This is a genomic window from Roseburia sp. MSJ-14 (assembly GCF_018918225.1).
GTDB lineage: Bacteria > Bacillota > Clostridia > Lachnospirales > Lachnospiraceae > Petralouisia.
Genome location: NZ_JAHLQD010000050.1, coordinates 41,193 through 58,403 on the forward strand (window position 1 = coordinate 41,193; position 17,211 = coordinate 58,403).

The window sequence follows — 17,211 nt, forward strand, 5'->3', positions numbered from 1 at the left end:
CTTTTTTGCTGTATTACGGTCCTACATAAGTAACATATGCGTTCCAAACATCTAACATCTGTCCTGCTGATACTCTTACATCTACATATTGACCGGTATAAGAAAAGTCACAACTATTTGCCACTCCATTTAAGAATGAACTGTCATTCCACAAATTAAAATATGAAATTCCTTTTCTGCCATCTGGTGTTCCATATACATCTGTTGCTGTTATTCTGTATACTCCAGGTCCTAAATGTACTCCAATCTTAGCATTCAATGCAGGTTGAGAAGTATCAATTCCCTGAGAAGCCAAATTAGCAGTAGCAATTCCTTCATTAATGTACAATGTCTCTCCATTTAAAACGGTAAAAATCAGGTTCTGTGAATTCCAATCTCCTCTTACTCGTCTGTTATCAGCTCCAATTATATCGAAATCTACTCCATCGCCCTGACTTGCTAAGAAGTATTCACCTGCCGGAATATTTACTCCAACAATATAATTTCCCGGTCCATATACCGGATTTGGATTACCGGTAGAAAAATGTCCTAAGTAATGTCCATCGTCTGTGGACATATTATAATAATTATTTCCATCTGTAATCAATCCACGGGCTACCATTCCATTCCAATGATAATATACAACTCTCCCCCATGGATCATAATCAAATCCTTGATGTTCTAATTCACCACTAGCATATGCATATCCATAATCCAAACCATTCGAAAACTGAAACCATCCGTCCTGTTCCATCTTTCCGTTTGCATTTAAGTAATATGGGTCACCATCTACAAAAGTAAGCTGATCCTTGTAGATATATCCCTGTGAATCAAAATAACAGGTATATCCTACGCTTGGACAATACTGGAAATTAGAAAATACTTCATGTCCGCTTTCATCAAAATAAATAATATGTTCTCCATCCGGATGATAAGTCAAACGATCTGTCATTGGTGTCCCGTCCGCCTGTGCATAGTAAGTATAAGTTCCATCAAATACAAAATCGTTAATTACCTTCTGTCCGTTTGCATACAAGTACTGCTGTCCGTTCTCTGTTCTCAGCTCTCCGGTTGTATATGCATTTGCAGATAATTTACTTACAAAACATACCGTAACCACTAATCCAAAGAATGCTGCAACTTTCATTAACTGTTTCTTCATAACTCTACTTCTCCTCTCTCAGTAAAATTTAGCTATATATTTAGTTTATCAGCTATTTTTCCAATTTTCAACATTTATTTTTCTATTTTCTTAATCCCCTATAAACATCTGTACCCAATAAGTGCCATATGTTCCTGCCGGATTATAGAAATATCCAATTCCCATTTCTGTAAAGTCCGGATCCAAAATATTAGCTCTATGTCCCGGTGAATTCATCCAACCGTCCATGACCTCTTCCGGTGTTCTGTAACCTGCTGCTATATTCTCACCTGCAATCACATCAGGTATACCGGCTTCATTTAAGGCTGTAAAGCAGCTTCTTCCATCTGGTCTGGTATGGCTAAATGATGTACAAATCTCATTTGCCCGCACTTGCGCTGCCTGCTGTACCTGATGATTTAACTTAAGCGGTGCAATATTTCTACTAAGACGTTCCTGATTTACTAAATCCAATACCTGTAATTGATAACTATCAGATGCTGCTACACCTGCCGCCTTAAATCTGCCCAGATAATGACCGTCATTCGCATCCATATTATAATACCATAGTCCGTCTGAGATTAACCCTCTGGCTGCCATTCCATTCCAATGGTAATATACAACTCTTCCATAACCATCATTGGCAAATCTGTTATTTAACAAGCTTCCATCTTCATTTGCATATCCGTAATCCAAACCATTGGCAAACCGAAACCAACCTGCATCCTCCAGCTTTCCATTTCCATTCAGGTAATATGGGACACCATCTACATATGTAATTTGGTCTTTGTAAATATACCCCTGTGAATCAAAATAGCAGGTATATCCTACACTTGCGCAATACTTGAAATCGGAAAACACCTCATGTCCTTCTCCATCAAAATAAATAATATGCTGTCCATCCGGATGATAAGTTAATCTATCCTTCATCGGTGTTCCATCTGCCTGTGCATAATAGGTGTAAAAACCATCAAATACAAAGTCATTCACTACTACGTTTCCATTGTCGTCATATAATCTGCCGTCCCAGCCAAATCCTCCGCTTGTATGAGCCTCTGCGGACATTTTTCCTCCAAAAGCAAATGTTCCGATAATTCCAATGGCTCCAATGGCATACATTAAAAATTTTTTCATAGCCTTCTCCTTTTCTTTCGTATCTTAATAAACAATTTCCACTTTATGGGTTCCTTTTGGTAAATAGATTCCAGTAAATGCCATATCTACCTTTTCTTTTTTTACCTCCTCTCCATCTATATAATATTTAAATTTTGCCCCATACGGTATGGTAAAAAATAATAACTGTGCCTTCTCAACTTGAATGGTGCCACAGATGTATTCCTCTGTACATTGCTCAAGTTGTAGTACATTACTCTTTCTTTCTGCAATATTCTTTTCAAATTCTTTGTAATATTCCTCTGATTGGTATACACTGATTCTTACTTTATCCAAATGTAAATCCGATTCACCGGAATTACTATATATTACAATATTTCTAATTCCGTTCTGACCGCTGAACTCAACTTTTGTTTTTCCATTCTGCTCATAACAGCTTGCATATCGGTAACCGAATTTCCCTTCCTCTGTTGTCCATGCCACTTGAGCACTTACTTCTTGGGAATCTTCTATCTCCACTACCACAGTCTCGTTTTCTGTCACTTCTACCGGTAATCCAATGTTCGTACCTATCCCATAAGATGCTATTTCATCCGTGTATACAGGTTCTGACTTTCTTTTCTCTTTTGGCTCTGTCTGAAAGTCCTTAAATATATCACTTCCATCCTCTACTACTGCATACTCCAGTAAACTTTCTGCTCGGTCTGATGCATCTATTTCTTCAAATGCACTTTGGGAAATTGCCTTGTCATAGCAAAAACCAAGTGGCAATACATTCCTATTTTTATATAGATACTTATCATTGCTGTTATTTTCTAACTGAAATCCATAGCTTGCACAATTATCACTATTAGCAACTATCTTGTTTACTGAAAATAAGGATTCCAGATAAACATTTCCCGTAGTTCCCAGACACCATCCCGGAATTCCTTTCAATGTAGGGATAGATGTTGACAACGCAAAGTCCGTAAAAGAACTTTTTCCTACTCCTCCCACATAATAAGCGGTTCCATAATATCCCTGTACTGCCGAATCATTTAACTGAACACTCTGATAAGTTTTATCTACTCGCTCAAACAACATATCTTTTTGAGACTGTTCTAAAATCTCTTTTGTTCCGTCATTGTAATATCCGGTAATCCACGCTTCCTTTGTTACAGCATCACTGTTATTTATAAATTTATAGTTCAGTGAAAGTACCTCAAAAACTACCAACACTACCATTCCACTCCGGATGAGTTTGGTGCTCTTTTCTCCTTTCTTACCGTATATCCAAAGAAGCAGAACCTCTAATGCGGAAACAACCAAATATATACAAACATCATAGTAATACATATGTTTCTGTAATTTCAGACACATCACCAGAACGATTGCTATCGTTGCGCCCCATGTCATTATAAGTCGTTTCCCCGCAAGCTGTCTTTTTCCTGTTATCATTTCATCCAGTGCAATTGCTGCCGTTATCAGCATAATTAGAATTACCCATACTCTGGACAATTTATAAATATCATTGGAAAATCCATTCAACACCAAACGAAATACCGGACAAAGCATAATGATACTGCTGATTCCTAATTCTACTGCAACCACAAGATTTCTCTTCTTGGTATCACGATGAAATATCTGTGGTATCAGCAATATGGTCAATATACCACAGTAATATGTGCCGTCTCCAATATACCACCCGGTATCACTTCCGTAATATTCGTTTGCTCCAGGAATTCCCAGTACATTCGGTGCAAAGGTTCGTATGATTGCTGTTCCGATAATCTGTATATTCTTATAAGAAAATGTTTTCTTCCATTCTTGTCCTAAACTTTCTACTCCTGCCTGAAAACGGTAACTTTGAAAAACATCTTGCAATTTGTACCAAAGCACTCCCATGACTACCAGCATACATAAAGCACATCCTAAAATGATGATTCTCTTTTGTTTTGCTGTAAACTGCCTCTTCACGTTAATATTGCTCTGATAAAGCTCTGCCACGAGATATAAAGCCAAAAAGGCAATCAACATCAGCTTAAAATATAATCCAAGACATAATATTGTCAATAAAATTCCCAAAGCAAACAGGACAATTCCGCGTTTCTTTTTTCCTCTTTCAATTGCCCACAGGAAAATAGCAACAATAATGGCTAACTCTGCCTGACTTTTCCAACAACCAGCCCCGATTACTTGAACGGAGAAAGCATAACTAAGTGCAAATACCGTACTTGTTACCCTTGTCATGCCTTTTTCTTTTAAAAATCCATAAAAGAAAATGCCTGCAAGCATACATTTTAGTACCATGGCAATTCCTATCATATATGCCACATGCGCTCCTCCAAAAGAGGTGATTAACAATTCAAACGGGTTACTTACCTTGAAGTTACTTCCCCAGGCATAAGAAAACGAAAAAAAGGACCCAATACCTTTGGATGCTTTCTGAACATAATCCGGATAAAACTGTACGACTCCATCGGTTACTACATTAGGAAACAGAAAATATCTGTCTCCGAATATGTAATTATGAAACAGTATCATCATTGCAATTCCAAGAATTCCACAAAACACTGATGTATCAATTATCCTTTTTTTCATTTCTAACTTTCCTTTACTTCCTTTCGCAGATAAACCTTTATTACTTGTTTTTTTCCAAAATCCAATGTCATTCTTACCAGAATCGGTCCTATAATTCCAACTATCGAATATACGATATTGCTCCATTCTGTTTTAAAACTATGTGGAAATGTATTTAATGCAAACTGTTCATCTACATTAAAGCATTTAAACCAAATATAATCCACAAGTTTAAAAAACACAAAATGAAGTGTCATAATATCCATACTATATTCACCGATTTTCGCAAGAACTGTTACCCATATTGCTTCCGGTTTCTTTTTTAATAACTTTGCCACATATAAACAACAATATATTCCACAAAATGCTAATAAGTAAAATACCGCCACATGATTGTATCTTCTCTGATCCAAAATTGTCCACAATCCATACTTCAAATGAACAAACAGCATAATACCAAATGCCACCAAACATCCCGGTAATACAATAAATTTTTGTGCCTGTTCATGCCATAAGCGGTACAATCCACCAACTGCTACGATAGGCATAATTACCAACGCAACATCTGTATAGTCATAACGTAAGTATCCCCTTGATACACAAAAGAAACCAAACGCTGCTAAAACAACTGTAGCTCCTACAATAAAAATCTGACGTTTCTTATAATCTATTCGCATCCATGATGTACCATACACAATTACTCCATACAGTAACGTAGCAAAAAACCATGGAAACATAAACCACAATGGACCTGCAAATGGCTCTGTATATAAACGAAAATAATTCCAAAAAGCATCTAGAAATCCTTGCAGGTTATAAGCCACATTCCCATCTGCTAATATCCCCATATTATAAAATACATTGTGAAGCAATCCCAAAAGTATCATGTATACAAAATACATAGGGAAGAATCCATGCAATCGTGCCCCCATTAATCCACTTACATTCTTCTCATACTTTTTATGATTATAGGTCAAACCAATGATAAAAAAGAATAAGGGCAAATGCCAATAGTAAATAATCGGAACGATATGTATGTTACTGGTATGTCCTACTACAACTGCAATAATTCCAATTCCTTTTAACAGCGAAATCTCTATGTCTTTCTTCTTCTCCATTACTTCCTTTACCTTCCTATGGAATAATACTCAACCCCTGCTTCTAGCATTTCTTTCGGTTGATAAATATTTCTTCCATCATATACTAATGGGGTCTGCATTAATTTTGCATATTCTTCCGGTTTTACTGCTTTAATCTCTCCCCATTCCGTAAAGATAAAGCATACATTTGCTCCCTTTAATGCTTCTTCCGGTGTTGATACATATGTTACTCCTTCCGGATAACGCTTTTTAAAGTTATCTGCCCCCACCGGATCATAAGCATAAATATTGGCTTTTGCCTGTATTAATAATGGAATATTCTCTAGGGATGGAGCTTCTCTAAGATCATCCGTTCCCGGCTTAAAAGTCAGTCCAAGAACTGCAACTTTTAACCCCTGAAATGTAATTAAACGTTTCATTGCTTTATGTAAAAGTAAGGTTTTCTGTTCCTTATTTACTTCTATTGCTGCCTTTACCGTACGCAACTGATATCCATTCTGTCGTGCAAGATATTCCAGTGCTTTGGTATCTTTTGGAAAACAACTTCCGCCATATCCGATTCCTGCATTTAAGAAACGTTCTCCGATTCTTGCATCATAAGACATTCCCTTTGCCACATCCTCAATATCAGCTCCCACAAGCTCACATAAATTAGCTATATCATTCATATAAGAAATCTTCAATGCTAAAAAGTCATTGCTTGCATACTTAATCATCTCTGCACTTCTGCGATTTACCGATACTACCGGAATATGAAACGGCTCATAAATCTCCATAAGTTTCTGTTCTGCCTCTTTGGATTCGGTTCCGATAATAATTCTGGCTGCATGAAGTGTATCATGTACTGCGGTTCCCTGTGCCAAAAACTCCGGATTACTTGCCACCTCTATTTTTACTTTCTTATTCTTCTGGAAATCATGGATAAATTGCTCTACTTTATCATTGGTTCCTACCGGAACGGTAGACTTCACCACTACCAGGCAATCTCTTTCTACATTCTCCGCAATTTGGCGTGCCACCGTTGCTATATAAGAAAGATTTGCAGAACCGTCCGGTTGCTCCGGAGTTCCTACTCCGATAAAAATAGCCTCCGCATCGTGGTATGCTGACCGGTAATCTGTGGTATAGTCTAATCTTCCTTCTTTATAATTCTTCTGCATTAATTCTTCTAAGTCCTGCTCATAAATCGGACTAATGCCTGCCTTCATTGTCTCTACTTTCTTCTCATCCACATCTACGCACATTACCTGATGTCCCTTTTCGGCAAAGCATACTCCCGCCACCAGACCTACATATCCGGTACCCGCCACTGCTATTTTCATTCGTTATCTCCTCCGTACCTTTTTCTCACTTTCGCATATTATAAATATGTTTCTATTATACAATTGCTGTTCTAAAAAAGAAAGTAAAAAATATAATAATAGGAAAGTCCTTCTGAGACTCTCCTATTATTACAATTTCATTATTCTGCATTTGTAAATCCATAACACTGTTGATCTACCAGATTTCCGGATGCATCATATAAGTTAAACAATGTCCAATAATATCCCGGAACCGGTTGCCAGATAGTCCATAGTGTAGTGTCTTGTGTTCCACATTTTCCTGTAGTATAAATCCAGGCATCTTTTCCCTGTACATACAAATTACAATCTAAAATCTGCATCTCATAATAATATCCCGGATTATCAAAACTTTGAATCCCAATCAAATAACCATTACCATTTGGGTCTGGCATCTGACAAATTGCCTTAATTGCATGACGGTAATTTACGCCAACTGTTGTGTTTACAGTATGTCCTGCATTATCTTTCACTTCGCAGTAAACCAAATAATCACCACTACTACTTGGTCTATAGTGAATGCCATAATCACCTGACCAATCACTTGCCTGAATCCACTGATTATTTTTTACATCATATACTAACCAGCGATAAGATAACTGTGAAGTATCTACTCCATCATTCACAACCGCTCCACCTTCAATCAGTCCGTTTTCATACTGCCAAAGATAAACTCCTACGGAAGATAATGTAGGTACTGTTGTGGTAGTTCCATACTGATATCCGGTTGCTGCTGTAAGCACAGAGCCCGGATTTCCTGCTACGCGAACTTCACCTTGTACAAGATAAGCCCCCTGCTTTTGTGGATACCAATTTAGAATGTTCTGATTGAGCTGCCAACCACTAACAACACTCCACACTCCTGTACTCTGATCATATACCAGCCAACGATATTCCAAGTCAGTCTCACTAGAAGCAGTTGCACTCATTGCCATTTGGATACAAGGTCCTGTTTGATTATCAGGAATATACAACTGGGCTGATGTCATGGTTGCATTGGTACTTGCTGCCTTCCATATAATATCATCACTCCAGCTTGTGATTGGTGTTCCATTTGCATTCGGGGTAATATAACGCATATACGGATTTACCACAGAAGCTGCATACGGCGTATCCATATATTTGAACACATTATATGCTTGTCGCCCTGTTCCATCTGCATTCACTAAGCCCTGATAAAGTCCTGCACCTGTTGCTCCTAAATTATCTTTATATTGCACATAAATCATGGCATCTACCATATCATTTCGTGCTGCAGCATAATAAAGGTATGCTAAACTGGCTGCCTGTGCTTCTTGTCCCAGACTTCCTGCATCAAATCCCTGCTCGGACAAAATAATTCGATGGGAGCTTCCATAGGTGTTTTTTATATAATCTGTAAGTACCTCTAAATTGGCTGCACATACAAAGTTAGAGGTAATGTCATGTGACAAATCTGCCGCCGCATCCTTACTCCACATGGTCTTATCCATCTGTCTAGGATAAGCATGATATGCTATGTTCCAATTCTTTCCTGTTTCTCTTGCTGCAAATCCATCAATAAATGTCTTCGTTGGAATCCCCGTTCCTACTAAATTATCATACCAGTTATGAGTTGGACAAACATATACTTTTGCATAAGGACTATTATCCTGAATTGCATTGTATAATAAATCAAAAGACTTTACTGCAATATCAATATTCGTATTTGCATCATAAGTACCGCAATAATTATAATGCTGTGGCGCTGTAACCTCATTTCCCAAAATCCAATTTTGAATAAAACAATCTGATTGACCAAATACATCTGCTAAGTAATGAAATGTAGCATTCAATGTTTCTACAGCCTCAGCATCCTGTACATTCAAAGCATAATAAAAATGTCCTGATTCTCTTCCCCCCGGATATATCAATTTCTGCAACTGTGGATTATCTGTCCATCCCATCAAAACTTCTGCCGTAATAATCTTACCTGCTGCACGTAATTCACGAATTCTCCATTCAAAAATTTTTACATAATTCTCATAATTAAAGTAGTAAGTCTTCCCATTATAAACATACGGTGTTCCGGTTCCGTCTGTATTAATGATACTGGTAAGTTCCAAATTCATGTACACATGATTTACAGAATTCTTAAACTCGGTATCACTGCTATCTGTCCAAAACTCAACGCCTTGAATACCCTTCTTGTTTGTAGAAGTTGCCTCCACCACATCTGCAGCAGTTGCCCTTGTCCCCATCAAGGTTGATGCTGCATTTGCATACATCGGAATACACAATGGTAACATTAAAAAAAGTGAAAGTAACCATGCCCCAATGCATCTTAGTCTCTTGTTCAATAACACTTTTTTTCCCATAAAAATCCTCCTTCTTCCCTTGAATAATTGTACTTAAATTATAACATAGAATTCATGAAGATTCTACTTTCGAAACTGCACCTCTACCTCATGTTCTCCCGGTTCTAACACAATTCCGGTAAATGCATAGTTGACTCTTTCTGCTTGTACTTTTTCACCGTCCACCAGATATGTCCACTTTTTATTATATGGTATGGATAAATACAGCAATTTCTTACTATCCACTGTGATACTTCCTTTCATGGATGTATCTGACCATTCTTCAAGCTGAAGCTCATTCTTGTGTAGTTTTGCCACTGACTGTTCGTAAACCTTATAGTATTCGTCTGTATCATATACTTTGATTGCCACTTTATCTACGGTTGTAAGTTCTGTGGTGGAAAACGGCTGTATTATAAACATAGTTGTTCCTTCCTGATTATTTAACACCAGCTCATTTTTTCCCATTTCTTCGTAGATACTCACAATCCGCTCCCGATTCTTCTGCCATGCCTCTTTTGGTGTAGACCACACCACATTCAGACACTCTTCTTTGGCATTTTCCAATTCCACCACTACCGTCTCATTTTTCTGAATCGTTTCTACATTAATTCCCGTATTTAATTGGTAATTTTCCAATTCTATGTATCTTATAGGTTCTATATCTGTTGTCTGTAAAACATCAGCTTCTCCTATATCTTCTAATAACGGACTGTCATTTTCTACTACACAACTTTGTAAAATAATATCTCTACGATCCTGATAATCACTTTTTTCAAATTCTTCCTGTGATATTACAGTATCATAGGCGAACCCTATTGAAAATGCATCCTTATTTTCAAATATATGAACTTGGTCAACGGTATCCACTTTTTGATAATTATAACTGATACATTCATCATAACGTGCCAATGCATAACGGTCTGCAAACAATACTTCTGCTGCTGCATTTCCATATGCACCACCGCAATATCCTCGCTGATTCCACAATGCCGGCATTCCTAAATTCACCATCAGTTCTGTCTGCGGTCTGTTTCCCACTCCACCGATATAATAAGTGGTTCCATGGTATCCCTGTACCCCTGCATCATCTAACAAACCACTACGATATCCCTTTTCGATTCTGAAAAAATCATCATCCTTTTCCTCTATCTCATTTACTGCTTCTATCGTACCGTCCTGATAGTAGGCTGTATCCCATTCTTCTTTTGTGACTGCATCCGCATTATTGATAAAGCGGTAATTAATTCCTACACTCTCTATTGCCACTAAAACAATTAAGATATATTTTAGTTTCTTTTCTTGTTTTTGATTTACTCTATAAAAAGTAAGAATCACCCCATATAATAACATAAATACCGATACAATTATCATATCCTGTGTATAAATTTTTCCTCGATATTTCCAAACTGCTAACAATAACATAGGGGTCAGTATCACACCTACGGTTATCCACAGACGCTTTACCTTTAGATTTTCCCTGTTATCCACAATCTTTTGCAATCCTTGTATACCAATCCACAAAACAACTAACATTCCTAACATTCTGGTTAGTTTGAAATAGGTATTTGCAAATCCATTGGCAACTAAACGTATTGCAGGAAAAAACGTCAACACTGCTACGCCTGCCAATAACAAAGAATATATTATATTTCTTTTTTTGTCTTTTCCATATGCTTGCGGCACCATAAGGAGTATGAGCAGTCCACAGTAATAACTTCCCGCCTCACAATATGCTCCGGGACCTTCCCCATACCACATTTCAATTCCGCTAACTCCCAATATGCTAGGAGATAAGGTTCGCAAATATACCGTAATACATTCTTTTATATTATGTATCGTAAATGTATCTTTCCATTTCTCTGTCCACTGTGCAAGCCCTGACTGTACCCGGTAACTTTGAAAAACAGATACCATTTGGGGCATAATGTACCAACACAAAATAATTGCTACCACTATGATAGCTACGCCAAGGACGATCCACACTTTTTTGTTCTTGGCTTTTTTCTCAGAATGTTGCTTTCTTTCTTTCAGCAAATAGGATACAAAAATACATCCAACAATTACCACACCATACACTAATTGATAATAAATGCTGATTTGTGTAGCATACATAGCTAATGCAAATATTGTAAGTATTACGTTGCGTATGCTTTTTCCCTTTTTCCATACCGCTATTACCAACAATGCCAGTGCCATTATAATTGCAAGCTCCCCCTGGTTCTTCCAGATTCCTCCGATTAAAACCTGAGCCGAAAATCCATAGGTCAGCCCGCCAATTATACTGGTTGTACTGTGCTTACCGCTATAATACAAATATGTACTAAAGATTGCTCCGCTTAAAATCACTTTGCATACAATGACAATGCCAACTCTATATGCGATTTGTTGTGTTCCACCCATAACGATGAATAACTCAAAAATATCACTTATATAAATGTAATTTCCCCATCCGCTGCTAAATACATACGTCGCAAATCCTTGCCCTTTTTCCAGCATTTCTGCCAGTTGATAATACTGCGGATAAAATTGTACCACACCGTCACTTATAACATGCGGGAACAGAAATAACTTTTCTCCCAATAAGTAAGGAAAGAAAAGTATTCCCGTGCATGCTGCTATTATTCCCACACTCCCTGCCAATATCCGCAACTTCGATAACCTGTTTTCCATGCTTTACTCCGTTCTAAAACCCAGAATACAAAAATGTGCCCACTCCGGTAAATGATAATATAGACCATACCATAAGAATAGCTGTAAAAATACTCTTTCTGACTGTGGGTTTAAACTCTGCAACCTGCTCTATCACATTTTTCCCATTTAGTATTACAACCAATGCCAAAATAAAGAAACTGCAAACCATAAAGTATGGTAATTTAATTGTCATCCACTCACTTAAGTGTAATACATTAAATACTTCCATTACCTCCGGCAAGGCAAATATTTGAGCAATACTGCTGCCAATATCTCCAAAGTTACATTGTGCTATTTGTTTTATCACTTGCATAGCCTGAGATAAATCGTTTGCTCGGAAAAATATCCACGCTACATTTACAAATCCAAATGTTATGAACCAGGAAAATACTTTATTCCATGTTTCTATCTTCTGCCTAAACATTTTATTTAATATTAACATTATGCCGTGCATTAATCCCCAAAGCACAAAACTCCACTCTGCTCCATGCCACAAGCCGCTAACCAGAAATACAATTAACGTATTTACATAAGTTCTTACCGTTCCTCTTCTGCTTCCCCCTAAAGGAATATACACATACTTTGTAAAGAAACGTGTCAATGTAATATGCCATCTATCCCAGAACTCAATCACTGAATAGGATTTATATGGAGAATTAAAGTTCGTTGGAATCTCAATATTAAACAGTAAGCAGATTCCGGTTGCCATGTCACAGTATCCACTAAAATCAAAATAAATTTGGAATGTATATCCTATCATTGCAAGAATTGCAAGCGTGGAATTCATAGAAGCAATATCTCCATAATAAAAGTCTACAAACTTTCCAAAAGTATCCGCCAACAATACCTTCTTTGCCATTCCTACGGATATTGCATACAATCCCTTTGCTACGTTATCTGCATTTATCTTTCTTCTGTTTTCCTCCTGGAATTGCGGCATAATATCTGAGTGAAATAAAATCGGTCCTGCAATTGCCTTTGGAAAAAACAAAATAAATAAACTATACTCTATAAAACTATATTCCGGAACTTCTCCTCTGTAATTATCTACCAGATATGCAATCTGTTGAAATGTATAATAGGAAATTCCCAATGGTAATATAAGTTTCAGTAAATTAAAATCTGAATGAAAGATACCATTTACATTGTCAATAAAGAAATTACAATACTTTAAAGAAAGTAAGCCCATACAGTTTAGAACAATCCCTACAATTAAAATTGCTTTTGGTGCCTTACTTCTTTTCATCCATTGAAGTATTGCATAGTTTACAACAATACTTGCCCAAACCACAAGCATACTATAAATGCTTCCGTATAAATAAAACAGACTTGACATAATAATTAATGAAATATTCGCCAATGTATACTTTTTCAAATGATTACATGCAAAATACAGCAAAAAGCATGCCGGTAAAAATGCAAATATAAACAGATATGTATTAAATGTCATGTGTTCCTCCCTTGATATCATCCAACCTTTTCTTTCGTAACGATATATGTTTTCATTCTATTCCTAATTGAACATGGAATCATAATCATAAGTTTTTACAAAATTCTCCATTTCAGCAAACACCGACAAATAATTGTCCTTTGTAACCCTATAATTACCATTATGAATTTCCTGTAATATCTCACTGCAAACCTGCGGACTATAATGCCCTGCATCTCTGTAATTTTCCAAGTTTGTTATAACATTATAATCGTTCATAAAATAGTAGAACTGTACATTATCATATTTCAAAAAGGCTTCTGCTATCTGCTTTTGCATTGCAAGCTCATTATCTACTATCCCATTACACATATATCTGTCCCAAAACAACATACTATATGGGGGCATATAAATATAAAATGTAACATCCGGATTATTTTCAATAATGGGTGCAATATTATCAATATTTTTGTCTGCTCTATCCCAGCTCACACTCACTTCATCAATTACCCCTCTTTCATAATTTGATAATGCAATTTTTCTGGAATATTCTCCTTCTCCCCTAATATAATAATCATCTAGTTTCGGTAAATTCCCCTCTTTATTGGCTTGTAACATTTCCGGAATTTCTTCAAAAAGTACCTGTTTATTAAATAAATAATTTATATCATCTAATGGATTATCATTATAAAGATATAATGGCATCTCACTACGATAGGTATCGTATTCTTTTCGGAAAATATTTGCATCAAATCCTACAATAACCTGTTTTGCCTTTCCTTCCTTACAAACTAACTTTAACATCTCTGCCATATCCATAGAATGCGCACCACTTTGGCAAATTTTAATGGTTGTAGTATCAAATAGCTTGTCTACTTCAGATGCTCTCATACCTTCTGTCATAGATGTTCCTACCAGTGCTGTTTCATAATCATAATTTTTCACATATCCCGGATTTTGGTATGCCTGATTCAAATTAACAGTCTTCCACCCAAACCAAGGCTTATGATAAACCCCAAACGGGTCCACCAAAGCCACCATTCCGGCAGTTACCAATAACAGTATTATTCCTAAACCAAAAAATATCTTTATAAAACGTTTACTCATCTTTCCCCCATCTACCTACTTCTAACAAGTTGTTTCAAATAATATTTTATTAAAAATTTCAAGTTTCCTATCATACTTTTAGACATCTTCACAAACTTTTTTCTGGTTGCATAAATTACATTGATTCCCCAGAAAGCAATTTTATATTTTGCATTAAATCGTTTATCAGGGTCAAATCTTACTCGCATTCCACAATCAAGACTGTCAATCTTTTGCATATCTTCTTCTGTCAACAAGAAATCATCAATGTCAATATTGGCAATTAAATGCTCTTCTTTCTTTCCTGACGGAATGGGTATATATCCATGCTGAACATCCCATCTTAAAATAATCTGTGGAACACTTTTTCCGTATTTTTCTGCCATAGATTTAAGCAATTCATTCTCCATCAAACGTTTATCCATTCTTGCTAAAGGAGAATATGCCATTATCTTAATTCCATTTTCCTCACAAAATTCACATATCTGTCTTTGCTGAAACATTGGATGAAGTTCAATCTGATTTACCAGTGGTTTCACTTTTGCCCTTTCTAATAATTTTATCATTTCCTTATTGGTAAAATTACAAACACCAATTCCTCCGCATGCACCATTTTCATATAAACTTTCCATTTCTCGCCACAAATTATATTTTACAAACGGATACGGCCAGTGCATTAAGAATAAATCGATTTTGTGTTTTAGTCTTTCCTGACTTTTTTGATATTCTTGTGAAAATTTTAACAGCTTTTGAGGCTTTGATATCTTGGTAACAACAAAAAAATCCTTTTCTAAATCCTGACTTTTCTCCAATGCTTTTCCTAAATAGGATTCATTGTGATAGTTATCCAATGTATCAAACATGCGATATCCTGCTTTTACCGCCTTTGGAATCACTTCCTCTAATTCCTCTTTCATTGGAAATGTTCCAAATCCGATTTTGGGTATTCGCATCCCATTACTTAAACTGTAAAAAGTAACATTATTTTTTCTCCACTGTAAGAAGGAATAGGTTGTTTCCGGTACAAATTTCCTTAGTTCTTCACTATCCTCTTTCATCATTTTTCGCACTTTAGAAGCACTGATTACACCTTGATTTTCAACTTCTTTTCTTGGAATCTCTATAACCTCTATTCCATATTTCGGCAACACTTTTTTCATGTTCTGATTATACTGATTTGTCACCATATCAATCGGTTCTTCACCAACAAATCTCTTCTTAATATGCAGTTCTTTGGCAATATATTTCCCAAATACCTCTAAGTCTCTTGTGGTATCTACAATCATACTTTTTTTCTGACTCTTCAGGAAATATTCCGGGAAGGTAATTGCTGAAATAATAAACTTCCCACTTGGCACAACAAATACATTTTCTAAATCTTTCGTTCCTGCTTTTACCAATTGATATCTTTCGGAAAATGAAAATTCAGAACGGTCTTCTTGCAGAACAAATATCAGCAATATATCAACCTGTTTTCTCGCCGTTTCAATCAAATAGCGATGTCCTAATGTAAATGGATTACAGTTCATGATAATACTTCCAATCATGGCTGTTTCCGGCAGTTCTACCCGGTTCTTTATCTGGGTAATGTACTGCTCCATTTCTTCTGTTATTTCCAGTTCATCACTATATTCAAACGGTTCTTCCCCCTTTGGTAATTCTACGCATTGTTTCTGAAATGAAGTTGCCTGTAATTTTTTGCATATAATATCTGCTATTATTTTGTATCCGGCTGCATTCATATGCCCCGGCTTATCATAAAAGCATCCCTTACTTGCATCATAGGTATGAAACTCCTCAGTGGTATTCTCATAGTACATTCCTGCTTTTTTTGCACTATCCATAACATCATCTTTTAATTTATGCATATAAAAAATAATAACATCATTTTCATGAAATGTTTTCTTTTTTACATCTGCTATAAAATTGTTGATAATACTCTCTGTATCAGCTCCCCATAATCCCCTGTTTTTTACAGAATAATCCGAAATTCCTTCTTCTGATAATTTTTTTTGTAACTGTGAAGGTACTGTTTCTTCATCTTTAACAGCATAACCAAACACACCGCATCTTCCATACATAAAAATTCTGTTTTGCTTTTCCTCTGTCTGATAGGCTGTTTTTCGATATCCGTTTTCTACATTCACATATTCTGACTGTACATTGGCATGACAAACCTTTCCCCCCTGTTTTATCACTGGCGGAATGGCACTTAATTTTTCTATTTCTTTATCATCATATGCTTCTCCCAAAACACACTTATATACTTCTCTGTACTTAGAAGGATTTTCTGCAATTTTCGGAAAAGATATCCGATGTCTCATACGATATCTGGCATTCTTGTCATAAAATTTTGCTTTTACCATTGCCGGTCTATGGAAAAAATAACATGATACTCCAACTCTATTTAATTCTTCTAAACATCTTATAAATGTTGTATTTATATTCATCTGAT

Annotated in this window: 10 protein-coding genes; all 10 read right to left on the reverse strand. The window is 36.3% G+C overall.

What is annotated here, in order from left to right; all coding sequences use genetic code 11:
* Positions 1-13: 13 nt before the first annotated feature.
* Positions 14-1,141: a hypothetical protein gene (locus KQI83_RS13675; RefSeq protein ID WP_216559204.1), complete on the reverse strand. Its 1,128-nt coding sequence runs from the start codon at positions 1,139-1,141 to the stop codon at positions 14-16.
* Positions 1,142-1,231: 90 nt separating this feature from the next.
* A complete protein-coding gene (locus tag KQI83_RS13680; protein WP_216559207.1) occupies positions 1,232-2,254 on the reverse strand; it encodes a CAP domain-containing protein in 1,023 nt (340 codons plus the stop codon).
* 24 nt (positions 2,255-2,278) lie between these two features.
* Positions 2,279-4,813 carry a YfhO family protein gene (locus KQI83_RS13685; RefSeq protein ID WP_216559210.1) on the reverse strand — a complete coding sequence of 845 codons (2,535 nt, stop codon included), beginning with the start codon at positions 4,811-4,813 and terminating at the stop codon, positions 2,279-2,281.
* A 2-nt stretch (positions 4,814-4,815) separates the two neighbouring features.
* Entirely contained in the window at positions 4,816-5,910 is a 1,095-nt protein-coding gene (locus tag KQI83_RS13690; protein WP_216559213.1) for an acyltransferase family protein, read from the reverse strand.
* A gap of 8 nt (positions 5,911-5,918) precedes the next feature.
* The gene (locus KQI83_RS13695; protein ID WP_216559216.1) at positions 5,919-7,214 is read right to left on the reverse strand and encodes a UDP-glucose dehydrogenase family protein; all 1,296 of its coding nucleotides are present in this window, start codon (positions 7,212-7,214) and stop codon (positions 5,919-5,921) included.
* A 140-nt stretch (positions 7,215-7,354) separates the two neighbouring features.
* Positions 7,355-9,568 (reverse strand): DUF5722 domain-containing protein, encoded by a 2,214-nt coding sequence (locus KQI83_RS13700; protein WP_216559219.1) that lies wholly within the window; start codon positions 9,566-9,568, stop codon positions 7,355-7,357.
* Positions 9,569-9,631: 63 nt separating this feature from the next.
* Positions 9,632-12,220: a YfhO family protein gene (locus KQI83_RS13705; protein ID WP_216559222.1), complete on the reverse strand. Its 2,589-nt coding sequence runs from the start codon at positions 12,218-12,220 to the stop codon at positions 9,632-9,634.
* A gap of 13 nt (positions 12,221-12,233) precedes the next feature.
* A complete protein-coding gene (locus KQI83_RS13710; RefSeq protein ID WP_216559225.1) occupies positions 12,234-13,691 on the reverse strand; it encodes an MBOAT family O-acyltransferase in 1,458 nt (485 codons plus the stop codon).
* A 63-nt stretch (positions 13,692-13,754) separates the two neighbouring features.
* Positions 13,755-14,777 carry a hypothetical protein gene (locus KQI83_RS13715; RefSeq protein WP_216559229.1) on the reverse strand — a complete coding sequence of 341 codons (1,023 nt, stop codon included), beginning with the start codon at positions 14,775-14,777 and terminating at the stop codon, positions 13,755-13,757.
* Between the two features lie 11 nt (positions 14,778-14,788).
* Positions 14,789-17,206, reverse strand: a complete 2,418-nt coding sequence (locus KQI83_RS13720) for an aldo/keto reductase (protein WP_216559232.1) — start codon at positions 17,204-17,206, stop codon at positions 14,789-14,791.
* Between the last annotated feature and the right edge of the window lie 5 nt (positions 17,207-17,211).